20 protein-coding genes are annotated in these 22168 nt (G+C 60.9%); 10 read left to right on the top strand and 10 right to left on the bottom strand.

Features of this window, described 5'->3' with window-relative positions; all coding sequences use genetic code 11:
- From AAIE04_RS07890 to AAIE04_RS07865, 6 genes are all read right to left on the bottom strand, one after another.
- Positions 1 to 966 (bottom strand): sugar kinase, encoded by a 966-nt coding sequence (locus tag AAIE04_RS07890; RefSeq protein WP_025160293.1) that lies wholly within the window; start codon positions 964 to 966, stop codon positions 1 to 3.
- A gap of 7 nt (positions 967 to 973) precedes the next feature.
- Positions 974 to 1726, bottom strand: coding sequence for a sugar phosphate isomerase/epimerase family protein (locus AAIE04_RS07885; RefSeq protein ID WP_063918271.1), 753 nt, complete (start codon positions 1724 to 1726; stop codon positions 974 to 976).
- Between the two features lie 165 nt (positions 1727 to 1891).
- The gene (locus tag AAIE04_RS07880) at positions 1892 to 2926 is read right to left on the bottom strand and encodes a LacI family DNA-binding transcriptional regulator (protein ID WP_019455513.1); all 1035 of its coding nucleotides are present in this window, start codon (positions 2924 to 2926) and stop codon (positions 1892 to 1894) included.
- 124 nt (positions 2927 to 3050) lie between these two features.
- Entirely contained in the window at positions 3051 to 3713 is a 663-nt protein-coding gene (locus AAIE04_RS07875; protein ID WP_016929583.1) for an OmpA family lipoprotein, read from the bottom strand.
- Between the two features lie 246 nt (positions 3714 to 3959).
- Positions 3960 to 4412 (bottom strand): N-acetyltransferase, encoded by a 453-nt coding sequence (locus AAIE04_RS07870; protein ID WP_063918270.1) that lies wholly within the window; start codon positions 4410 to 4412, stop codon positions 3960 to 3962.
- Entirely contained in the window at positions 4409 to 4975 is a 567-nt protein-coding gene (locus AAIE04_RS07865; protein WP_074055688.1) for a DNA-3-methyladenine glycosylase I, read from the bottom strand. The genes AAIE04_RS07870 and AAIE04_RS07865 overlap by 4 nt, the downstream gene beginning before the upstream one ends.
- Before the next feature lie 196 nt (positions 4976 to 5171).
- Between AAIE04_RS07865 and AAIE04_RS07860 the strand changes: the two genes are divergently transcribed.
- The 3 genes from AAIE04_RS07860 (at position 5172) to glyS (ending at position 10923) form a co-directional block, all read left to right on the top strand.
- Positions 5172 to 7160, top strand: a complete 1989-nt coding sequence (locus AAIE04_RS07860) for an autotransporter domain-containing esterase (RefSeq protein ID WP_025160292.1) — start codon at positions 5172 to 5174, stop codon at positions 7158 to 7160.
- A 766-nt stretch (positions 7161 to 7926) separates the two neighbouring features.
- Entirely contained in the window at positions 7927 to 8844 is a 918-nt protein-coding gene (glyQ, locus tag AAIE04_RS07855; protein WP_004933966.1) for a glycine--tRNA ligase subunit alpha, read from the top strand.
- Positions 8845 to 8853: 9 nt separating this feature from the next.
- Positions 8854 to 10923: a glycine--tRNA ligase subunit beta gene (glyS, locus tag AAIE04_RS07850; protein WP_019455517.1), complete on the top strand. Its 2070-nt coding sequence runs from the start codon at positions 8854 to 8856 to the stop codon at positions 10921 to 10923.
- Between the two features lie 41 nt (positions 10924 to 10964).
- On the opposite strand, the gene AAIE04_RS07845 is transcribed toward glyS, so the two are convergent.
- Complete coding sequence (locus AAIE04_RS07845; protein ID WP_235049956.1) at positions 10965 to 12026, bottom strand: Fic family protein; 1062 nt, start codon at positions 12024 to 12026, stop codon at positions 10965 to 10967.
- A gap of 151 nt (positions 12027 to 12177) precedes the next feature.
- On the opposite strand from AAIE04_RS07845, the gene AAIE04_RS07840 reads away from it, so the two are divergent.
- From AAIE04_RS07840 to AAIE04_RS07825, 4 genes are all read left to right on the top strand, one after another.
- On the top strand, positions 12178 to 12897 hold the full coding sequence (locus tag AAIE04_RS07840; protein ID WP_019455519.1) for a DUF3053 domain-containing protein: 720 nt from the start codon (positions 12178 to 12180) through the stop codon (positions 12895 to 12897).
- A gap of 544 nt (positions 12898 to 13441) precedes the next feature.
- Positions 13442 to 15355 (top strand): PTS mannitol transporter subunit IICBA, encoded by a 1914-nt coding sequence (locus AAIE04_RS07835; RefSeq protein ID WP_498576763.1) that lies wholly within the window; start codon positions 13442 to 13444, stop codon positions 15353 to 15355.
- Positions 15356 to 15413: 58 nt separating this feature from the next.
- Positions 15414 to 16559: a mannitol-1-phosphate 5-dehydrogenase gene (locus tag AAIE04_RS07830; protein WP_063918268.1), complete on the top strand. Its 1146-nt coding sequence runs from the start codon at positions 15414 to 15416 to the stop codon at positions 16557 to 16559.
- Positions 16560 to 16653: 94 nt separating this feature from the next.
- Entirely contained in the window at positions 16654 to 17205 is a 552-nt protein-coding gene (locus AAIE04_RS07825) for an MltR family transcriptional regulator (protein WP_016929575.1), read from the top strand.
- On the opposite strand, the gene AAIE04_RS07820 is transcribed toward AAIE04_RS07825, so the two are convergent.
- A complete protein-coding gene (locus AAIE04_RS07820) occupies positions 17202 to 17810 on the bottom strand; it encodes a LysE family translocator (RefSeq protein WP_004933983.1) in 609 nt (202 codons plus the stop codon). The genes AAIE04_RS07825 and AAIE04_RS07820 overlap by 4 nt on opposite strands.
- Before the next feature lie 142 nt (positions 17811 to 17952).
- On the opposite strand from AAIE04_RS07820, the gene AAIE04_RS07815 reads away from it, so the two are divergent.
- Positions 17953 to 19419 carry an aminotransferase-like domain-containing protein gene (locus AAIE04_RS07815; protein ID WP_063918267.1) on the top strand — a complete coding sequence of 489 codons (1467 nt, stop codon included), beginning with the start codon at positions 17953 to 17955 and terminating at the stop codon, positions 19417 to 19419.
- 73 nt (positions 19420 to 19492) lie between these two features.
- The gene (locus tag AAIE04_RS07810) at positions 19493 to 19855 is read left to right on the top strand and encodes a YibL family ribosome-associated protein (RefSeq protein ID WP_019455523.1); all 363 of its coding nucleotides are present in this window, start codon (positions 19493 to 19495) and stop codon (positions 19853 to 19855) included.
- Positions 19856 to 19865: 10 nt separating this feature from the next.
- Here AAIE04_RS07810 and AAIE04_RS07805 read toward each other — a convergent pair whose 3' ends face one another.
- Both AAIE04_RS07805 and yiiM read right to left on the bottom strand, forming a co-directional pair.
- A complete protein-coding gene (locus AAIE04_RS07805; protein WP_019455524.1) occupies positions 19866 to 20645 on the bottom strand; it encodes a class I SAM-dependent methyltransferase in 780 nt (259 codons plus the stop codon).
- A 103-nt stretch (positions 20646 to 20748) separates the two neighbouring features.
- The gene (gene yiiM / locus AAIE04_RS07800) at positions 20749 to 21420 is read right to left on the bottom strand and encodes a 6-hydroxyaminopurine reductase (protein WP_498576762.1); all 672 of its coding nucleotides are present in this window, start codon (positions 21418 to 21420) and stop codon (positions 20749 to 20751) included.
- A 131-nt stretch (positions 21421 to 21551) separates the two neighbouring features.
- Between yiiM and AAIE04_RS07795 the strand changes: the two genes are divergently transcribed.
- A complete protein-coding gene (locus AAIE04_RS07795) occupies positions 21552 to 22166 on the top strand; it encodes a histidine phosphatase family protein (protein ID WP_015376170.1) in 615 nt (204 codons plus the stop codon).
- Positions 22167 to 22168 lie beyond the last annotated feature (2 nt).

The following is a 22168-nucleotide window of genomic DNA, read 5'->3' as shown; positions in this document are numbered from 1 at the left end:
TTATTCGGCCAGCGCCGCGCGGGTCGGCAAGCCTTCGCTGTCGCCGATGGCCTGGATCGCCAGCGAGCCGATTTTGTTGCCGCGCTGCACCGCCTGTTTCAGCGTTTTGCCTTCCAGCAGGGCGCTGAGGGTGCCGACGGCAAAGCCGTCACCTGCGCCCACGGTATCCACCACGTTGTCGACCTTGACCGCAGCTACTGCCGCTTTATCGCCGGCGGCGGTTTTAAACCAGGCGCCGTCCGGGCCGGTTTTGATGATCACCGCCTGCACGCCGCGCTCCAGATAGAAATCGGCGATGCCTTCCGGCGTCGATTGGCCGGTGAGGATCTGCCCCTCTTTCAGCCCCGGCAGCACCCAATCGGCGGCGAACGCCAGCTGGTTGAGCTGCTCGATCATCACCTCGCGGCTGGGCCACAGCACCGGGCGCAGGTTGGGGTCGAACGAAATGGTTTTGCCCAGGGCGCGCATTTCGCGCGCCGCATGGTGGCACAGCGCCAGCGATTGGCTGGACAGCGCCGCCGCTACGCCGCTCAGGTGCAGGTGGCGCGCTGAAGCGAAATACTCACGGTTGAAATCGGCGACCGAAAGGTGGCTGGCCGCCGAGCCTTTGCGGAAATACTCCACGCTGGGATCGGTACCATCGGTGGTTTTGGACTTCACCTGAAAACCGGTCGGATACTGGCCGTCAACCGTGACCTGCCGGTAGTTGATGCCCTCTTTTTTCAGCTGCTGCAGGGTGAAGCGGCCGAACGAGTCGTTGCCGACGCGGCTGACCCAGCCGACGTTCATGCCCAGGCGCGCCAGGCCGATCGCCACGTTCAGTTCGGCGCCGGCGATGCGTTTGGTGAAGGTTTCCACCTCCGCCAGATCGCCGGTCTGTGCCGCCACGAACATCGCCATGGCTTCGCCCAGCGTGACCACATCCAGGGGCGCCTGTTGCGCCGTCGTTGCCGTTAACGTTGTCATCATGGGGTTACTCCGCACGCAAAATATTGACGTAATGGCGGGTGACGGCTTCCAGATCATCGCCCTGCAACGGGAATTCGATGCCGCGCGGCGCGTCGTGCGGCAGGCGGGCCAAGAGATCGCGCCAGCTGCCGTCGGTATCGTCCAGTGCCACGGCGCGCCAGCCGCGTGGGCCTTGGGTGGCGGCTTTGACGTGCACGTAACCGACGTGACGGGCCAGGCGATCGGCGGCGGCGAAGGCGTCTTGTCCTACCCACAGCCAGTTGGCCATATCGAAGGTCATGCTGACCGGCAGGTGGCTATCTTCCGCCGCATGGAAAAAGGCGTTCAGCATCGACAAAATGCCGCAGTCCGGCGTCTGGTCGTTTTCTACCACCAGCTTGACCGGGTGTTGTTCCAGCGCCACTTTCAGCTCGGTAAAGTCGAAGCCGGGGCGGAAATGGCCGAGGGACAGCTTCAGCTGGCGCGCATTCAGCGCCTGTGCCTCCGCCAGCAGCGCCGGCAGGTTGGGGTTCAGCGTATGTTGCGGGGTGAACAGCGCCTCAGGGGCGGAATAGACGGAGAACAGTTGCTGGCGCTCGATCTCCTGCGCCAGCGCCGGCAGGCTGTCCAGCTCGCCGGCGGCGAACAGTTCGCGGCGGATCTCGACGCCGTCGGCGCCGGCACCGGCGATGAGGGGCAACAGCGCGCGCTGGCCGCCGTGTTGTTTGACGGTATCGGTGCCGTAGGCGCCGGTGACCACGATGATTTCTGTTTTCATTTTGACTCCTGAGGCGGCATTGTCGCCGCCGCTGCTGTTACCGGTACGTTAAATGGAACCGGTTCCAGCGAAAAGCGACAGAGTGTAAAAATATGATCGCAATCACGAAGCTGAGCAAAAAACAGCCGATGCGGAGGGGCGGTCAACGGCCCATGGGAAAGTCAGTCAGCGGGTGGTGGAGCCGCGGACGATCAGCTCGCCGGAGAACATTTGATCGCCACTGGGGGCGGCCAGGCCCTGAATGCGCTGCACCAGCCGCTCCAGCGCCGCATGCCCCATTTGGTAGGTGGGCTGCTTCAGCGTGGTGATGCCGACGCCCGCCAGCTCCGCCCACTCCAGTTCATCAAAGCCCAGCAGGCCGATGTCGTTGCCCCACTGGATGCCCAGCCGGCGCATGGCGCGCGCCACCTGCAGCGTCAGGGCGCCATTGGCGGAGATCACCGCCTTGCGCATGCCGCGATGGCGGCCGCTGAAATCGCTCAACACTTGCTCCAGCTTCTGCCGATCGTTGAGCGGCGTTTCGGCCTGCTCCGCCAACAGCGCGGGGTGCTGCGCCATGGTATGCCTGAAGGCGTGCAGGCGTTCCAGACGGGTGTTGACCGTGCCGAGCGGCTCGCTGAGGAACAGGATCGCTTCGAAACCTTGTTGCAGCAGATGTTCGGTGGCGACGGTGGCGGCTTCGCGGTTGTTCAGGCCCACCACGTCGCAGGCGAAGTCGGGGATCTTGCGGTCGATCAGCACCATCGGCAGCATCGACTGTTGCAGCGTGGATAAGGCTTCCTCGCGCATGCCGACCGCGTTGACCACGATGCCTTCCACCCGATAACTGCTGAGCAGCTGCAGATAGTGCTGCTCCTGATTGACTTCGTTGTTGGTGTTACACACCAGCAGGGTAAAACCGTGCTGGCGACAGGCGGCTTCAATACCGCGCATCACGTCCACCGAATAGGGGTTGGTGATATCGGCGAGGATCAGGCCGATCAGGCGGGTCTGGCCGCCCTTCAGGCTGCGTGCCATCTGGCTTGGCCGGTAGTCGAGCTGCTGAATGGCCTGTTCGATGCGCTGTTTGAGATCGTCGGAAAGCAGGTGCTGTTCACCATTCAGATAGCGCGACACGCTGGTCTTGCCGGTTTTGGCGATGCTTGCCACATCGCTGATGGTGGCGCGTCCTGAGGCGCGCGTTGCCTTGCCTGTGCTCACAGCCGATCTCTCCCGCGGTTAATTGCCAAGGAGACTACCATACCCGATGTGCGAGCGGGAATGTTGAAGGATAAGGAGAAAGTCGGGAGGAAGCGGCGGGGCGTCGGTTGCGCCCCGCACGGGATTACTGCAGCGGGCTGAGGGTGATCTCGACGCGACGGTTCTGCGCCTTGCCTTCCGCGGTGCTGTTGGAGGCGATCGGGTTGTCCGGGCCGGCGCCGGTAGTGCGAATACGGTTCGCCGCCACGCCCTGAGTGATCAGCGCGCTGGCTACGCCGTCGGCGCGCTGTTGCGACAGGTTCATGTTGAGCGAGCGAGAACCGGTGCTGTCGGTGTAGCCGACCACGTTGACCGCGGTTTTCGGATACTCTTTCAGCACCATGGCGACGCCGGTCAGGGTGTTGGCGCCCGCCGGTTTCAGCGTGGCGCTGCTGCTGTCGAAGGTCACGTTGTTCGGCATGTTCAGCACGATGTTGTCGCCCTGGCGGGTGACGCTGACGCCGGTGCCTTTCATCTTGTCGCGCAGTTTGGCTTCCTGCACATCCATGTAATAACCCGCGCCGCCGCCGAGCGCTGCACCGGCCGCCGCGCCGATCAGCGCGCCTTTGCCGCGATCTTTCTTGGAGGAGGACAGCACGCCGACGCCGGCGCCCAGTGCGGCCCCGAGGCCTGCACCGATACCGGATTTACCGACTTCGGATTCGCCGGTGTAAGGGTTGGTGGTACAGGCCGACAGGGTGAGCGCTACGCTCACTGCGCCGGCAATAATGGCAATGCGTTTTTTCATGTTCTTGTCCTTAATGGCATCAAAATCTGTACGCGCCGGCCCAAAACGGGGGCGCAAAAAATGGGCGCCGCGGGAAGCCCGCGCCACCGCGCTACTATGACGCGCTGGTTCGCCGGCAGTTCCGGAGAAAAGCGTGACAAATGATGAGCGCGGGGGAGTGCTGGGGGGTGTTATGCGACAAAATGCCGGGCGGCGCCATGCAGCGGATTCCTAATTGCGCGCCGCCGGGGTGTGAATGCGCCTTTTTTAACCGCAACCGGTTGAATTTTCGATTGCCGGCCAATTCATGATCAGCGTATAGGCCAGGGTTTCGTCGTTGAACAGGCGCTGCGTCACCTGAAAACCGTGCTTGTGGTAGAACGCGCAGGCGCGCAGGTTCTGCTGATAAACCTCCAGGCTGAGCCGGCGGTAGCGCTGCTGCACATGCGCCATCAGCGCCTGGGCGACGCCGCGGCCGTGGAACGCCCGATCGACGAACAGCGCGCCGATGAACTGCTCGTCCAGCACGCTGATAAAGCCGACGATCTCGTCGTCATGCCAGCAGGCCCAGCTTTGCGCGCGCGGCAGGTAGTTTTCTCGTACCAGCGCGGCGCTCTCGCGCCAGTATTTTTCCGCCACGAACGGATGGGCGGCGATGGTGCTGGGCAGCCACAGCGCCATCAGCCGGTCGATATCCTCCAGGCCGCTGGGGCGGATCACCGTGGCTTTGGGTAGCACATGCACCCCGTCAGGTGATCGTTCACCAGCCCGCTGGCCTGCATGAAGGCGTAACAGATGGTGGAGCCGATAAACTTGAAGCCGCGCTTTTTCAGCGCCTTGGACATGGCGTCGGACTGCTCGGTTTTAGCCGGGACCTGGCTTAGCGCTTGCCAGCGGTTGAGCTGCGGCTGGCCGCCGACGAAATCCCAAATGAAGGTGACGAAATTCTCCCCGGCCTCCTCCATCGCCAGATAGGCCCTGGCGTTGGCGATAATGGCTTCTATCTTGCCGCGATGGCGGATGATGCCGCTGTCCTGCAGCAATCGTTCCACGTCCTGCTCGCTCATGGCGGCGACCCGCTGCGGATCGAACTGGTGGAAAGCGCGGCGGTAGTTCTCGCGCTTTTTCAGCACGGTGATCCAGGAAAGGCCGGCCTGTTGCCCCTCCAGACAGAGCATTTCAAACAGCTCGCGCGCGTCGGTGGTGGGCGCGCCCCATTCCTTGTCGTGATACTCGAGATACAACGGATCGGCCGTCACCCAACCGCAACGTTCGTCTGCCATCCTGAATGTCCTTGTGCTGTATTTATGAACAGTAATCATCGCTCGAAGCGGCGAACTTGGCAAGCCTCTGATTGTTTTGTCATCAGCCCGCTTGACGTGACGGAAAAGCCGACAATAGTTACTACATGGTCGGTGGAAAACCGGTCAACGATAAAAACGATATTGCCTTCATTTGCAGGCTCTCAGGAGTCGATTCATGCCTCTAAAAATAACGTGCATGCCCCGCCCGGCGGCGCTTGCAGTGGCGCTACTTTGCAGTGTGACCCTTCCGGCTCAGGCGTATGACCAACTCTACGTCTTTGGCGACAGCCTGAGCGATACCGGCAACAACGGCCGGTTCACCTATGACGGCAGCCAGCATCTGCTGTACGACGAGGCGTTGGCGCAGCGCATCGGCGCGGCGCTGGTGGCTTCGGACAACGGCGGTGAAAACTATGCCGCCGGCGGCGCTGTGGCGGTGCCGGGCCTGAATCCGGTCGATAATACCCAGGATCAGGTACAGCGCTATCTGAACCGGGTTAACGGCCAGGCCGATGGCGACGGTTTGTACATTCATTGGATCGGCGGTAACGATCTGGCGGCGGCGGCGTTGAACGCCGCGACCGCACCCGGTGTGGCCTATAACAGCGCGGCGGCCGCCGCCGCGCAGGTGCATTCGCTGCTGAACGCCGGCGCCGGCACGGTGATCGTGCCGACGGTGCCGAACATCGGCTCCACGCCGCAGCTGATGGAGTTGATCATTCAACAGGCGCTGTCTCCGGTGCAGGGGGCGGCGATCCAGGCGGCCTACGCCACGCTCAATTCGCTGGCGACGCCGGACAACGCGTCGCGCACGCAGGCGATCCACGCGGCGTTGGCCGCTGCGGCGAAGCAGGGCAGCGCCATTCCTCAGGTACAGCAGGCGATCGCCACCCAGCTCATCGCGGCGTATGACAGCCTGAGCGCGCAGGCCGGTCAGCTGACCGATTTCTATAATCAAAGTGAAGACCGTTTGCTGGCGCAGGGCGGCGGCAATATCGTGCGGGTGGACGTCAACAAACTGTTTGCAGAAGCGATTGCCAATCCGGCGCAGTTCGGCTTCGCCAACACCGCCGGCATGGCTTGTCCGCCGGGCGTTTCCTCGGCGGTCTGCCGTTCCGACATGCCCGGCTTCGATGCCAGCCAATCCTATCTGTTCTCCGACCACTTCCACCCGAGCCCGCAGGCGCACCTGCTGATTGCGGATTATATCCAGGCGGTGTTGGATGGCCCGGCGCAGGTGGTGGCGCTGAATCAGGCGACGGCGGCGATGGCGCGCGACAGCCGCGCCACGCTCGACAGCCGCTTCCAGCAGCTGCGCCACGGCGAAAACCCGCAGGGCTCGCTGGGCGTGTTCGGCGGTTACGCCGGCCAGCACTACGACTATGCCGATAACCGGGCGGCGGGGGACGGCAACGCCACCACCCACAACCTGACCGTCGGCGTGGACTATCAGCTGACCGACGGCTGGTTGATCGGTGCGTTGATCGCCGGTTCCAACGACGATCAGCATCCTTCCAGCCGTTATGATTACAAGGCGCGTGGGCTGCTGCTGTCGGCCTTCAGTTCGCTGGCGATATTCGAGCACGGTTGGGTCAACGCCGATCTGCACTATGCGGCGATGGATTATGACGATATTCGCCGCAGCATGCGGCTGGGGCCGCTGACGCGTACCGAAACCGGTTCGACTTCCGGCAAGCAGTGGGGCGCGCGCGTGACCGCCGGCTATGACTTCCCGATCGCTTCTTACCTGACCACCGGGCCGGTGGCGCAGTTCGCCTGGGATTACAGCCGCGTTTCCGGCTACAGCGAAGACGGCGATGACAGCACCGCCATGCGCTTCAACGATCAAACCTACCACTCGCAGATCGGTGCGCTGGGCTGGCGGCTGGATACGCAATTCGGCGTATTTAACCCTTATGCGGAAGTGAGCTATCAGCATCAGTTCGGCGACGACGTCTACCGCGCCGGCGGTGGCCTGAAATCGACGCAAACCTCGTTTACCCGCGACAGTGCGGGCCAGGACAAAAACTGGGTGGATGTCACGCTGGGGGCCAACATGCCGCTGACGGACAGGGTATCGGCCTTCGCCACCGTCTCGCAAACCGGCGGGCTGAGCAGCGGCGAGCAGTTTATGTATAACGTCGGCGTCAGCGCGCGCTTTTGAATGGGTTGCCTGCAGAGCGCGTTTGCCAAAGGCGCGCTAAATGGCATTGCGTAAGCGATACGTTCTTATAAGGGAAGCTAATTAAGAGGAAGCGGACGGGAATTAATTATGCGGGCCGTCATGACGCTGACGGAAATACAAAAAAAAACTGATCCTATGAAAGGATCAGGTAGCCACTTGGCCAACACCAGGGAAAATTTTAATTATTATTGTATAACCAAAGATTAACTGTCAATGGGTTTCTGTGGCTCATTGTTGGCGTATTACATATCCGCTTGTTTCTCCTCGAGTCGCTGCAGCGGCCCGTCGCGTGATATCGCCTTATTTTTCACGATATAAGAAATAATTTGGCGCTTAGTCACATTATCTGCCGGTGAGGCGAGTTTTTTAGTTGATAAAATTAACAAAAATAACATTGGCGTAACTTTGCCCTGTGGCAAATATAAGCATGTGTGCATTTCAATCGGCGTAAATAGGGTTGATGAGAACAGGAGCTGCGGGCGAATAAGTGACGATTTAAGCAACGATTAGTCTCGTTTTTTGTTAAGTTATTCTAATGTTTTTGGCGGGCCGTATTTTCGCCACGTTCGTCGCCGGTGAAATAAGCCGGCTAACCGGCGTCCTGTCCTGCGCGCACCGCGCGCGAAAATCCAGCGCTTCTCGCCCCGATTCGCACTTGTTGCCGGATTCTGGCTGTATATCTTACGGTCAACGGGTATACTGGCTCATTCCATCTAAATCCACTTGTATCGCGTGCGAATTCAACATGCAAAAGTTTGATACCAAGACCTTCCAGGGCCTGATCCTGACACTGCAGGATTATTGGGCGCGCCAGGGCTGCACCATCGTTCAACCATTGGACATGGAAGTCGGCGCGGGAACCTCACACCCGATGACGTGCCTGCGCGCACTGGGGCCGGAGCCGATGGCCGCCGCCTACGTGCAGCCATCCCGCCGTCCGACCGACGGCCGCTACGGCGAAAACCCGAACCGTCTGCAGCACTACTACCAGTTCCAGGTGGTGATTAAGCCATCGCCGGACAACATTCAGGAACTCTACCTGGGCTCGTTGAAAGAGCTGGGTCTGGATCCGACCATCCACGACATCCGCTTCGTGGAAGACAACTGGGAAAACCCGACGCTCGGCGCCTGGGGCCTGGGTTGGGAAGTGTGGCTGAACGGCATGGAAGTGACGCAGTTCACCTACTTCCAGCAGGTCGGCGGCCTGGAGTGCAAGCCGGTAACCGGCGAGATCACCTACGGTCTGGAGCGTCTGGCGATGTACATCCAGGGCGTGGACAGCGTGTATGATCTGGTGTGGAGCAACGGCCCGCTGGGCGTCACCACCTACGGCGACGTGTTCCACCAGAACGAAGTGGAGCAGTCCACCTACAACTTCGAATACGCCGACGTCGACTTCCTGTTCTCCTGCTTCGAGCAGTACGAGAAAGAGGCCCAGTCGCTGCTGGCGCTGGAAAAACCGCTGCCGCTGCCGGCCTACGAACGCATCCTGAAGGCGGGTCATACCTTCAACCTGCTGGACGCGCGCAAGGCGATTTCGGTGACCGAGCGTCAACGCTACATTCTGCGCATCCGCACGCTGACCAAAGCCGTTGCCGAAGCCTACTACGCTTCCCGCGAAGCGCTGGGCTTCCCGATGTGCAACAAGAAGAACGAGAACTAAGAGGCAGCCATGACTCAACAGACTTTCCTGGTGGAAATCGGCACGGAAGAGCTGCCGCCGAAGGCTCTTCGTTCCCTGGCGGAATCTTTCGCCGCCAACTTCACTGCCGAGCTGGATAACGCCGGCCTGGAACACGGTGAAGTGAGCTGGTTCGCCGCACCGCGCCGCCTGGCGCTGAAAGTGGCCAACCTGAGCGCGGCGCAGGCCGATCGCGAAATTGAAAAACGCGGCCCGGCGATCGCTCAAGCGTTCGACGCCGAAGGCAAACCGAGCAAAGCGGCCGAAGGCTGGGCGCGCGGCTGCGGCATCACCGTCGATCAGGCTGAACGCCTGGTGACCGACAAGGGCGAGTGGTTGATGTACCGCGCCCACGTCAAAGGCCAGTCGGCGCAGCAACTGCTGGCCGGCATGGTCAGCACCGCGCTCGGCAAGCTGCCGATCCCGAAACTGATGCGCTGGGGCGATTCTGACGTGCAGTTCGTGCGTCCGGTGCACACCGTCACGATGCTGCTGGGCGCCGATCTGATCCCGGGCACCGTGCTGGGCATCGACTCTGCGCGTACCGTGCGCGGCCACCGCTTCATGGGCGAAGCCGAGTTTACCCTCGACAACGCCGACCAATACCCGCAGATCCTGCTGGAGCGCGGCAAAGTGGTCGCCGACTATGAAGCGCGTAAAGCGCTCATCAAGCGCGACGCCGAGCTGGCGGCGCAGAAGATTGGCGGCAAGGCCGATCTGAGCGACAGCCTGCTGGAAGAAGTGGCCTCGCTGGTGGAATGGCCGGTGGTGCTGACCGCCAAATTCGAAGAGAAATTCCTGGCGGTGCCGGCGGAAGCGCTGGTGTACACCATGAAGGGCGATCAGAAGTATTTCCCGGTGTACGACGCCGCGGGCAAACTGCTGCCGAACTTTATCTTCGTGGCCAACATCGAGTCGAAAGACCCGCAGCAGATCATCTCCGGTAACGAGAAGGTGGTGCGTCCGCGTCTGGCCGACGCCGAGTTCTTCTTCAACACCGACCGCAAGAAACGTCTGGAAGACAATCTGCCGCGCCTGGAAACCGTGCTGTTCCAACAGCAGTTGGGCACCCTGCGCGACAAGACCGATCGCATTCAGGCGCTGGCGGGCTGGGTTGCCGGCCAGATCGGCGCCGACGTCAACCACGCCACCCGTGCGGGCCTGCTGTCGAAGTGCGACCTGATGACCAACATGGTGTTCGAATTCACCGACACCCAGGGCGTGATGGGCATGCACTACGCGCGCCACGACGGTGAGGCGGAAGACGTCGCCGTTGCGCTGAACGAGCAGTATCAGCCGCGCTACGCCGGTGATGCGCTGCCGCAGTCGCTGGTGGCTTGTTCACTGGCGATCGCCGACAAAATGGACACCCTGGCCGGCATCTTCGGCATCGGGCAGCATCCGAAAGGCGATAAAGACCCGTTCGCGCTGCGCCGCGCCGCGCTGGGCGTGCTGCGCATCATCGTCGAGAAAAACCTGCCGCTGGATCTGCAGACTCTGACCGAAGAGGCCGTGCGCCTGTACGGCAGCAAGCTGACCAACGCCAAAGTGGTCGATGAGGTGGTGGAATTCATGCTGGGCCGCTTCCGCGCCTGGTATCAGGAAGAAGGCCACGCGGTCGATACCATTCAGGCGGTGCTGGCGCGCCGTCCGACCAAGCCGGCCGACTTCGACGCACGCGTCAAGGCGGTATCCCACTTCCGCACGCTGGACGAAGCGGCGGCGTTGGCTGCGGCCAACAAACGCGTCTCCAACATCCTGGCCAAATCTACCGAAACGCTGAACGACAGCGTGCGCGCCTCGGTGCTGAAGGACGCGGCGGAGATCCAGTTGGCGACCCACCTGGTGGTGCTGCGCGACAAGCTGCAGCCGTACTTCGCGGCGGGCAACTACCAGGAAGCGCTGGTGGAACTGGCTGCGCTGCGTGAGCCGGTGGATGCGTTCTTCGACAACGTGATGGTAATGGCGGACGATGCGGAAGTGCGCGTGAATCGTCTGACGCTGCTGAGCAAACTGCGTGAACTGTTCCTGCAGGTGGCGGATATCTCCGTACTGCAGTAAAACGGCTCTGTGCTGTGAAAAGGCGCCTGCGGGCGCCTTTTTTATGGCTGGCGTAACTGTTTGATACCGGCTGCGGTCAAGCGATAGCGTTGTAAACGGCTCTTGGGCTTATCCGGTAACGTCATTTCAATCCAACCGGCATTCAAGGCCGGTTGGAGATAGCGTTCGCGGAAAGATTTTCGATCCTGCAACTGTAGAACATTCTGGAGTGCTTCTCGCGACATCTCACCTTGCAGCGCCGCCAGCAAGTCATCGACTTGGGGGGTGACTTGGGGGGTGACTTGGGGGGTAATACTCAGCTCAAGCGCTTTTAGAATCATTTCCAGCATGAATTCAACGAAGGGTGAACAATCGGTTTTTTGGTTGCTGGCATTCAGCGCTTGGTAATATCCGGACTGGTTATCATGCACCAGGCTCTCAACCGGCACGTTGGCGAACAAAGGATCCCAGCGTGACAAAATCAGCGTTTGCCACAACCGTCCCATGCGGCCGTTTCCATCGGCAAACGGGTGGATGAATTCGAATTCATAGTGAAATACACAGCTGCCGATCAGCGGTGGCAGATCGGTTTGTTGCAGCCAGATGAGCAGTTGGCGGATCAGCAACGGTACGCGTTCCGCCGGGGGAGCCATATGGATCACGACGTTGCCGTTCATCACGCCGACGCCGCTCTGACGATAGCGGCCGGCATCAGGTAGCAAGCTGTTCATCAGCATCCCATGTGCGGCAAGCAGATCGCGTTCATTTTCGGGATGCCAATGATTCAGGTTGGTATAGCAATGGATGGCATTCATCGCTTCCTGAACGTCTCGCGGAGGGGCGATGACGCGTTTACCTGCGATGATAGCGGTGATCTGCTCTTCGCTCAGGGTATTGCCTTCGATCGCCAACGAACCTTGAATGGTACGGATCCGATTGATGCGCCTTAGCCGCAACGCATGCTCTTGTTCCGCTTGCATTGTCAAACGGGCCAACGCTGCCCCTACGTCTGTCGCCAGATGCAGAATGGAGGGGGTGATGGTCAACGGCGGTTGATAAGAGGACATGAGCAAGTTGGCCCGGCGATAAACGTTGGAAAAGTGTACCATGCGTACGTGGTACACGCAGTACGCCGTTTTTAACCAGACAATGTTCACCGCAAGCGGAATCGCGTATCGGAACGCCGCCAGTTGATCTATTCTTATAGGCGCACGGAGTGCGGAAAAAGGGGCGGAGTCCAATGAAAAAGCAGGTTTATAACAGGAGTTATGTCACATGGCGGTAGGGATCCAGAGCAGAGTTTTCGCGCGTTGGTTGGCACCGGTATTGGCATTGTTGGTGGTCATGCAATTGACCGCCTGCGGCGATAAAGAGCCGGAACAGCGCAAAGCATTCATTGATTACTTACAGAATACCGTGATGCGCAGCGGGGCGAACATCCCCACGCTGAGCGAAGACCAGAAACAGAAGTTCGGCAACTATGCCGGCGATTATGCGATTTTGGTCGGTTTTTCCCAGCAGTTGTCCAAATCGGTCGGCGCCAGCCTGACGCCGGCGCTGGACCAGATTAACCAGATCCGCACCGCGCAGGACTACCTGAACAAACGCGACGCGCTGCAGCAATCGGTCGGAGCATTGAACCTGCTGGGCCAGCAGATCCAGTCCGCCAAATCGCAGGCGGATACCGCCCGTGCGGCGCTGAAGCAGCCCGACGATCTGAAGGCGGTGTACAACCAGGCCTATGACAAGATCGTCACCGCGCCGGCCAACGCCCTGATGCCGGCGATCCCGACCACCGCCAGCTTCGTGCAGGATCTGGTGCAGGTTGGCGATTTCCTGCAGAGCCAGGGCAATCAGGTCAGCTTTAACAACAACGGCGTGCAGTTCCGCACCGCGCAACAGGTGGCGCAATACAACACCATGATGTCGAATCTGGTGGCTAAACAGCAGAACCTGGTGAACGCGCAGAAAACCATTCAAAGCGTGACGCAATAACGCCCCCGCGCACGAGAGACAGGCCGGCATTGCCGGCCTGTTTTATTTCCCCCCTCAGCGTTTCCAATAACTTGCTGGCTTATTGCGCAGGCTTCTGTACTACACTTCAATTAATCCATTCATTAGGCAATGTAGTTTTCTTTCACTCATCACTTCGCTAGTTCCCGGCGGGATGAGTGCTCACAGGGAAGATCAAACAGCGCGTTGTTATCGGGCGCGGCGGCCAAAAATAAATTGTGATGTTTGTCACAATTTAAAAACAAAACACCAAGTTAAAAATGTGATGCGCATCACTTTATTGCGGGTTTTAAGGCGATTTCTTTCTCACTGTGCTTTTTTTACACGCCATAATTGTGATCAGCATCACTATAAGTGGTGGTTTGTTGGGGTGTTGTATGTGATTTGTATCACAAAAAATTCGTGAAGTTCGCGTGACAAAAACAGCGTGATAGAGTCCGTTTCGCATACAGCGGCAACACGGCTGGATCGTCACAACAATAATCACGCGCTCTATTGTCAGCGCGTAACAATAGGGGTGTGTTTTATGTTTTCACCAGACATCAAGGTTAAAGTGCAAAACTTTGGCCGCTTCCTGAGCAACATGGTGATGCCCAACATCGGCGCCTTTATCGCCTGGGGGATTATCACCGCACTGTTCATTCCAACCGGCTGGCTGCCGAATGAAACCTTAGCCAAGCTGGTCGGCCCGATGATCACCTACCTGCTGCCGTTGCTGATCGGCTACACCGGCGGGCGACTGGTAGGCGGCGATCGCGGCGGCGTAGTCGGCGCCATCACCACCATGGGCGTCATCGTCGGCGCCGACATGCCGATGTTCCTCGGCGCGATGATCGCCGGCCCGCTGGGCGGCTGGGCTATCAAGCACTTCGACCGCTGGGTGGACGGCAAGATCAAAAGCGGCTTTGAAATGCTGGTGAACAACTTCTCCGCCGGCATCATCGGCATGCTGCTGGCGATCCTGGCCTTCCTGGGCATCGGGCCGCTGGTGGAGGTGCTCTCCAAACTGCTGGCGGCGGGCGTGCACGTGATGGTGACGAACAACCTGCTGCCGTTGGCGTCCATCTTCGTTGAACCGGCGAAAATCCTGTTCCTGAACAACGCCATCAACCACGGCATCTTCTCGCCGCTGGGCATTCAGCAGGCCACGGAAGCCGGCAAGTCGGTATTCTTCCTGATTGAAGCCAACCCAGGCCCGGGCATGGGCGTGCTGATGGCCTACATGTTCTTTGGCCGCGGCAGCGCCAAGCAATCCGCCGGCGGTGCAGCGATCATTCACTTCCTGGGCGGCATCCACGAAATCTACTTCCCGTACGTGCTGATGAACCCACGTCTGCTGCTGGCGGTGATCCTGGGCGGCATGACCGGCGTCTTTACCCTGACGATGCTGAACGGTGGCCTGGTGTCTCCGGCTTCCCCTGGGTCGATTCTGGCGGTGCTGGCGATGACCCCGAAAGGCGCCTATTTCGCCAACATTGCGGCGGTGTTCGCAGCCTTTGCCGTCTCCTTCGTGGTGTCCGCTTTCCTGCTGAAAACCTCCAAGGTGAAAGAGGATGATGATCTGGAAGCCGCGACCCGTCGCGTGCAAGAGATGAAATCGCAGTCCAAGGGCGGCGCGGCCGCGCCGTCGGCGGTCGATGGCGATCTGAGCACCGTGCGCAAAATCATCGTCGCCTGCGATGCGGGCATGGGCTCCAGCGCCATGGGCGCCGGGGTGCTGCGCAAGAAAGTGGCCGACGCCGGGCTGAAGAACATCTCGGTGACCAACAGCGCCATCAACAGTCTGCCGGACGATGTGGACCTGGTGATCACCCACCGCGATCTGACAGAACGCGCGATGCGCCATGCGCCGCAGGCCCAGCACATTTCACTGACCAACTTCCTCGACAGCAAGCTGTATGGCGATCTGGTCGAGCGTTTGCTGGCGGTGAATACCGCTGCCGCAGCGGCCCCGCAGAGCGGCGCGCACGCGGCTGCAGAGGCCGGCGAACAGGGGCTGTTCAAGCTAAGCGAGAGCAACGTGTTCCTCAACCTGCAGGTCAGCGACAAAGAGCAGGCGATCCGTTTCGCCGGCGAGCAGCTGGTGAAGGGCGGCTACGTTGAGCCGGAATACGTGCCGGCGATGCTGGAGCGCGAAAAGCTCACGTCCACCTACTTGGGCGAGTCGATCGCCGTGCCGCACGGCACCATCGAGGCTAAAGACCGGGTGCTGCGTACCGGCGTGGTGTTCTGCCAATACCCGCAGGGCGTGCGCTTCGGCGATGAAGAGGACGAAGTGGCGCGCCTGGTGATCGGCATTGCCGCGCGCAACAACGAGCATATCCAGGTGATCACCAGCCTGACCAACGCGCTGGATGACGAGAGCGTGATCGAGCGGCTGGCGAATACCACCAGCGTCCAGGAAGTGCTGGACCTGCTCGGCGGCAAAAAAGCCGGATAACAGAATCATTTTAAAGGGTGCAGCTTGCTGCACCCTTCGACATTAAGAAGGTAGAGTTATGAAAGCATTACATTTTGGCGCAGGGAACATCGGCCGCGGTTTTATCGGCAAGCTGCTGGCGGACGCGGGCGTTGAGCTGACCTTCGCCGACGTCAATCAAACGGTGCTGGATCTGCTGAACAGCCGTAAAAGCTACCAGGTGCACGTGGTGGGCGAGCAAGAGCGCGTAGAGAGCGTCAACAACGTCAGCGCCGTCAACAGCGGCAGCGAAGCCGCGGTAGCGCTGATCGCCGAGGCGGATCTGGTGACCACCGCCGTGGGCCCGCAAATTCTCGCCAAAATCGCCGGCACGATCGCCAAAGGGTTGGTGTTGCGCCATCAGCAGGGCAATGCGCAGCCGCTGAACATCATCGCCTGTGAGAACATGGTGCGCGGCACCAGCCAGCTGAAGCAGCACGTGTTTGCCGCGCTGCCGCAGGACGAGCAAGCATGGGTTGAGCAGCACGTCGGCTTCGTCGATTCGGCGGTCGACCGCATCGTGCCGCCGGCGGACAGCAGCGATCCGCTGGAAGTCACAGTGGAAACCTTCAGCGAATGGATCGTCGACCAGACGCAGTTTAAAGGCCAGCCTCCGGCGATCGCCGGCATGGAGCTGACCGATAACCTGATGGCTTTCGTCGAGCGCAAGCTGTTCACCCTCAACACCGGTCACGCCATCACCGCCTATCTCGGCCAGCTGGCTGGGTTGCAAACCATTCGCGACGCCATTCTTGACCCGGCGATCCGCCGCGTGGTGAAAGGGGCGATGGAAGAGAGCGGCGCGGTGCTGATCAAGCGCTATGGCTTTGACGCCGATAAGCACGCCGCCTACATCAATAAAATCCTCGGCCGCTTTGAAAACCCGTATCTGCATGACGACGTCGAGCGCGTAGGGCGCCAGCCGCTGCGCAAACTGAGCGCTGGCGATCGCCTGATCAAGCCGTTGCTGGGCACGCTGGAATATGGCCTGCCGCACGCCAACCTGATCCAGGGCATCGCCGCCGCCATGAGTTACCGCAGCGAACAGGATCCGCAGGCGCTGGAATTGGCGGAACTGCTGAGCACCCTGGGGCCGAAAGCCGCGCTGGCGCAAATTTCCGGCTTGCCGGCGGAAAGCGAGGTTGTAGAACAGGCCGTTGCTGTGTATAACGCCATGCACAAGTAGATCCGTGATGATGAACACCCGAGCGCAGCTTGCTGCGCTCCTGCAACCCGAGTTCGGCATCGACGGCCCTCCCCACGCCTTTCGAAAAGCGACGATGGAAGAAGCACAGGCATTTGAAAACCAGGTTCTGGAAAAGCTGAACGCGGGCAAAACGGTGCGCAGCTTCCTGATCGCGGCGGTAGAGCTGCTGGCGGAAGCGCTCAACGTGCTGGTGGTGCAGGTATTTCGCAAGGACGACTACGCGGTGAAATATGCCGTCGAACCGCTATTGTCCGGCAGCGGCCCGTTGGGGGAGCTGTCGGTGCGCCTGAAGCTGATGTACGGGCTGGGGGTGATTTCCCGCCACGAATATGAAGACGCCGAGCTGCTGATGGCGATGCGGGAAGAACTGAACCATGACGGTTCGGAATACCGCTTCGTTGACGACGAAATCCTCGGACCGTTCGGCGAGCTGCACTGCGTGGCTGCGCTGCCGCCGGTGCCGACCTTCCTGCAGCCGGGTGAGGCGGATGAAGCGCTGATCGCCATGCAGCGCCAACGCTATCAGCAGATGGTGCGCTCCACCATGGTGCTGTCCATTACCGATCTGATCGCCGGTATCGGCGCCAAACAACCCTCCCGGCTTTCTCCTCTCGGCCGCGGCTAAGCAAAGGCCGCGCGCCACTCGTCGAACAGCAACCACAGCGCGGTGGCGGCCATCAGGCCTGACATCGCGCCGTTGAACACCCGCAGTTTCCAGGTGACCCGCAGCGCGTTGCGCAACCGATCGCCCAGCACCGCCCACAGCAGCACGCAAGGCAAGTTCAGCAGCGCGAAACCGGCGATGACCGACAGCGTATGGACAAAGGTGGCGCCTTCGCGCGGGGTGAACAGGATCGCCACGTTGATCACCATCAGCCAGGCCTTGGGATTGACCGCCTGAAACAGCGCGCCGTTGAGCAGGCTCATCGGCTGCGCCTGCTCTTTGGCGTCCGGCGAGGCGGCCTGGAACAGTTTCCACGACAGCCACAGCAGGTAGGCGCAGCCGATCACCGCCAGCGGGAAGCGGATGACGCCGGCCCAGCTCAACGCCAGCGCCAGCAGCGGGATAATGATCGCCAGCTGCACCGCGCAGCCGACGCAGATGCCGAACAGCATCGGCAGGGTGCGGCGCAGGCCGAAGTTGACGCCCGACGAGGCCAGCAGCAGGTTGTTGGGGCCGGGGGTGATCGACATGACGGTGACGTAGCTGACAAAGGCGGAGTCCAGCATGGCAGGTTCCTTGAAAATGACGGTGATAACGAGAGGATCAGCATAATCGCTGCGATGGGATGGTGACAGAATCACAAATCGTATATTGTCATGGTTACAGTTGTACGAAATGTAAACTGTAACCATTGCCTGGAGAGAAACTGTGACCCTGCTCGATGAGACCCCGGATACCCGTTACCTGCAGCTGGCGGATACGCTGGCTGAGGCCATTCGCCGCGGCACGCTGCTGCCCGGTGACCGCTTGCCCTCGGTGCGGCGCTGTGCGCAAACCCATCGCGTCAGCATCAATACCGTGGTGTCGGCTTACCGCACGCTGGAGGATCGCGGGCTGATTGAAGCACGGCCACAGTCGGGGTTTTATGTGCGCAGCACGCTGCCGGCGCTGAAGATGGCCTCGGCGCCCAGCGGCCGTATCGAACCGCCGGCGGACGACGTGCTGGCGCTGATCGATACGGTGTTCGCCGCCCAGCAAAACCCGGCCTTCACCAACATTGCGCTGGCCTGCCCGCAGACCAGCGATTTCTATCCCGGCGGCAAGCTGGGGCGCATGCTGTCCTCTCAGCTGCGCCGCCAGCCGGATCTGATCGGGCAGTACCCGTTGCCGCCCGGCAGCCTGCGGCTGCGCCAGCAGATCGCTCGCCGCTCGATGACGCTGGGTATGCTGCTGGAGCCGGGCGACGTGGTGCTGACCCACGGCTGCATGGAAGCGCTGCAGCTGGCGCTGCGCGTCACCACCCAACCGGGCGACTGCGTCGGGCTGGAGTCGCCGACCTACTTTTATCTGCTGCCGCTGCTGGCCAGCCTGGGGCTGAAAGCGCTGGAAATCCCCACCGACCCCCAGCTGGGGCTGTCGCTGGATGCGCTGGAACTGCTATTGAACGAGAAGCGGCTGAATGCGGTGATCGCCATGCCGACGGTGCAAAACCCGCTGGGTTGCACCATGCCGCTGGCGGCGAAAAAGCGACTGGCGCGGCTGATGAACGATCATCAGGTGCCGTTGATTGAAGACGGGCTGTATGCCGAGATCCAGTTCGGCGGCGCGCTGTCACCGGCGGTGAAGGCGTTCGATCGCGACGGCTGGGTGCTGTTTTGCTCCAGCTTCACCAAAACGCTGGCGCCGGATTTTCGCGTCGGCTGGATCTGCGGCGGCCGTTTCCATGAGGCGTTGCGCAAGCTGAAGGCGGTGTCATCGATGTCCGAGTCGCAGCTACTGTCGGAAACGCTGGCGACCTTCCTGGAGAGCGGCGGCTACGATCACCATTTGCGCAACCTGCGTAAGCGCTACGCCGCTCAGGTGGACGAGGCGCGGGCGCTGATCGCCCGGCATTTCCCGCGCGGCACGCTGGCCACGCAGCCGGCGGGCGGCTTCGTGTTTTGGGTCGAGTTCCCTCCTAACGTGGACAGCGTGGCGCTGTTCCATCAACTGCTGGAGGAGCAGATCTGTTTGACGCCGGGCACCCTGTATTCCCCCAGCGGGCGCTACCGCAACGCGCTGCGGCTCTCCTGCTGCTACCCGTTCAACGCGCGCTACACCCAGGCGCTGGCCCGGCTGGGCGCCAAAGCCTGCGAGATGAGCGGCCTGCCGCCCGGTATTGCGCAGGACGGGTAACGGCGCGCGCCTTTTGCTACAATGCCGGTATTGTTGATTAGCGTGCCATTTTGGGCACAACGGGCCAGAGACCATGAAAGAGAAAGAAAAGGCAGAGATCAAGCGCCTGAGCGACCTGCTGGACGCCTTGAACCACAAAGACGTCACCGTGATCCAACAGGGCAATCCTGAGTTGATCGCGCAGCACACCAAAGAAAAAGAGAAGCTGGCGGCGGAGATCGAGCGCCTGAAAAACGTGCGCGGCGAGAAGCTGAGCGCCGAAGCGCAGAAGCTGAGCAAGCTGCCGTTCAGCCGTGAAATCACCAAGAAAGAGCAGGCCGATATGGGCGCGCTGAAGAAAAGCGCACGCGGGCTGATCGTGGTGCACCCGATGACCGCACTGGGCCGTGAGATGGGCCTGAAAGCGGTCACCGGTTACGCCAAGAAAGCGTTCTGAACCCCGGGCGTCAGACCTTGGTGGTGAAATACGCCTTGGTCTGATAGGGCACGGTTATCGTGTCCTGGCCCTGCAGCTCCTCTTCTTCCGCCACCAGTTGGCGCAATTGATCGATAACCTGCTCCTGTTGCGGCTGCGGCAGCGCGGCGATAAAGCTGGTTGAACGCACGCGGTTGTAGATCACGTCCTCCACTGCGCCCCGGTGGCCCAGCATAAACACCTGCTCCTGCAGAGGTTCAAAGCCTTTGAACGGGAAGAACTTGCGCCATTCACCGGTATAGAAACGCGGCGCATCGCCTTCGTGGCGATCGACGATCTGATTCAGTTTACGCACCCAACCGACGCGCGCATCGCGCATGTTCCACACCAGACCGAGTTTGCCGCCGGGCTTGAGAATGCGCTGGATTTCCGCCAGCGCCTGCGGCGTGGCGAACCAGTGGAAGGATTGGGCGCACACCACGGCATCGACCGACTCGTCCGGCAGCGGGATCGCCTCGGCGGTGCCCGCCAGCGTTTTCACCTGCGGCAGCGCCGCCGACAGTTTTTCCAGCATTTGCGGCACCGGTTCGACGGCGATCACCTGCGCGCCGGTTTCCAGCAGGCGCGGGGTGAACTTGCCGGTGCCGGCACCGAGATCGATAACCGTCATGCCGGCGTGCAAACCGATGACGTCACGCAGCCAGACGGCGATTTCCGGCGGGTAATCCGGCCGGCCTTTCACATAGCGATCGGCATTGGCCTGATAGCCTTCGGCGGCGGCGTGATGAATCGAATGGGTCGGGGTGGTCATATACCTGGCTCCTGGCTGAAAAAACGTGCGGCTACAGTATAGGCGGAAGAAAATGTTTAGCGCGGCATCCGGCGCACGTTTTTCATCTTTTCCGCCCGCGTGTTCAACGGCCGAGCAGGCGGCGATTGAAGTCCTCGAGGCGCCCTTCGGCGAGCCGCGTGAGCATGGTCTTGCTCCAGCTGGCGGAGAGGCCGGCCACCGCCAACAGGCGGCGGTACTGTTCCGCGTCGAACGGCATATGCCAGGCGATGGCGATAGCTTCGGCGACCGTCACGTCGCTGCTGCGCGCCGCCAGCGCCAGCGGACGGTCGCCGCTGACCGCGCCCGGCGACACCACCCGATACAGCCAGCCGCAGCGGCCGCTTTGCTGCATCAGCACCGAAATGTCCTCGATGGCGAAGTGATAATTGAGCTTGAAGCACGGCGAGCGCGGCTGGGTGACCTGGATCAGCGCCTCGCCCCAGCGGAAGATGTCGCCCATAAACACATTGTGTTCGGTCAGCCCTTCGGTGGAGATGTTCTCGCCGAAGGCCGGGGCGCAAAATTGCTCGGCCTGCGCCGGAAACTGCTCGCGCCAGTGGGCATAATGCTCGCGCGGGTAGTGGCACAGCGCGCGGTCCGGCCCGCCGTGGTAGCTTTTTTCGGCCTGTTCGTCGCCTTCCAGCCCGAGCGGCGTGAGCCGGATGGCGCCATCCACCTGGCGTTTGGCGATGGCGCTGGGGCGCCCGCCTTCATAGGGTTGGATGCTGCCGATGTAAACGTCTGGGTGATGCATGTGCGCCTCCGTGTCTCGCGTCGAGGGCTCAGCATAGCCTGAGTTGTTCCCGTACACTACCCGGCGTTTACCTGTACGGAAGGATGTGTTTTTCCTGTCTATATTTAGGCTTTTATCGTCGAGAAAAAACCATGCGTTTCATTGTATTGAGGCATGCGGAGTCAGAATGGAACCGCTCGGGGATTATTCAGGGGCGAAGTGACAGTCCGCTGACAGAAGAGGGGCGACGTCAAATCGCTGGGCTTGGCGCTCGCTTGCAAATGTTATCGGTCACTTTGTTGATCAGTTCACCGGCTGGCCGGGCTTTTACGACAGCGGAGACGTTGGCTGAGAGATGTGGCTGCACTGTGCAAATGGATAAGCGTTTGCAGGAGCAAGATTTTGGCCGACTGGAAGGATTATCTTATGCGCAGGCCATGCGCGATTATCCTGAAGCGACGCAGTGCCTCTTTGCCGGTAAGGCAGAGGCGTCGGCTCCGGGAGGGGAGAATGCTTATGAGGTTGCCTGGCGCCTGATGGCTTGTCTGTCCGATCTGGCTGTCGATGGACAAAATCAAACGCTTGGTGTGGTTACGCACGGCCATGCTCTGCAGGCACTGATTTGGTGGCTTAAAGGGGCTGACCCGCAGGAGGACCTCCGCAGATACGGTCATCGCAATTGCGGCTACGCAATGCTTGATGCGACCGCCTCTGGTTTTAATTTGTTGAATTGGGGAGTCGCGACCCACCTGTTGCCACAAAGATAGGG

This window comes from Serratia sp. Ae19-1, assembly GCF_059801225.1.
This window is presented reverse-complemented; position numbering and strand designations above follow the sequence as displayed.

Excerpts from the sequence above, each read along its gene's own strand:
- glyQ (WP_004933966.1), top strand. The coding sequence starts at position 7,927 with ATGCAAAAGTTTGATACCAAGACCTTCCAGGGCCTGATCCTGACACTG.
- AAIE04_RS07890 (WP_025160293.1), bottom strand. The coding sequence starts at position 966 with ATGACAACGTTAACGGCAACGACGGCGCAACAGGCGCCCCTGGATGTG.
- AAIE04_RS07865 (WP_074055688.1), bottom strand. The coding sequence starts at position 4,975 with ATGGCAGACGAACGTTGCGGTTGGGTGACGGCCGATCCGTTGTATCTC.
- AAIE04_RS07820 (WP_004933983.1), bottom strand. The coding sequence starts at position 17,810 with ATGCTGGACTCCGCCTTTGTCAGCTACGTCACCGTCATGTCGATCACC.
- AAIE04_RS07860 (WP_025160292.1), top strand. The coding sequence starts at position 5,172 with ATGCCTCTAAAAATAACGTGCATGCCCCGCCCGGCGGCGCTTGCAGTG.
- AAIE04_RS07825 (WP_016929575.1), top strand. The coding sequence starts at position 16,654 with ATGGAAGAAGCACAGGCATTTGAAAACCAGGTTCTGGAAAAGCTGAAC.
- AAIE04_RS07835 (WP_498576763.1), top strand. The coding sequence starts at position 13,442 with ATGTTTTCACCAGACATCAAGGTTAAAGTGCAAAACTTTGGCCGCTTC.
- AAIE04_RS07805 (WP_019455524.1), bottom strand. The coding sequence starts at position 20,645 with ATGACCACCCCGACCCATTCGATTCATCACGCCGCCGCCGAAGGCTAT.
- AAIE04_RS07885 (WP_063918271.1), bottom strand. The coding sequence starts at position 1,726 with ATGAAAACAGAAATCATCGTGGTCACCGGCGCCTACGGCACCGATACC.
- AAIE04_RS07810 (WP_019455523.1), top strand. The coding sequence starts at position 19,493 with ATGAAAGAGAAAGAAAAGGCAGAGATCAAGCGCCTGAGCGACCTGCTG.
- AAIE04_RS07830 (WP_063918268.1), top strand. The coding sequence starts at position 15,414 with ATGAAAGCATTACATTTTGGCGCAGGGAACATCGGCCGCGGTTTTATC.
- glyS (WP_019455517.1), top strand. The coding sequence starts at position 8,854 with ATGACTCAACAGACTTTCCTGGTGGAAATCGGCACGGAAGAGCTGCCG.
- AAIE04_RS07795 (WP_015376170.1), top strand. The coding sequence starts at position 21,552 with ATGCGTTTCATTGTATTGAGGCATGCGGAGTCAGAATGGAACCGCTCG.
- AAIE04_RS07875 (WP_016929583.1), bottom strand. The coding sequence starts at position 3,713 with ATGAAAAAACGCATTGCCATTATTGCCGGCGCAGTGAGCGTAGCGCTC.
- AAIE04_RS07840 (WP_019455519.1), top strand. The coding sequence starts at position 12,178 with ATGGCGGTAGGGATCCAGAGCAGAGTTTTCGCGCGTTGGTTGGCACCG.
- yiiM (WP_498576762.1), bottom strand. The coding sequence starts at position 21,420 with ATGCATCACCCAGACGTTTACATCGGCAGCATCCAACCCTATGAAGGC.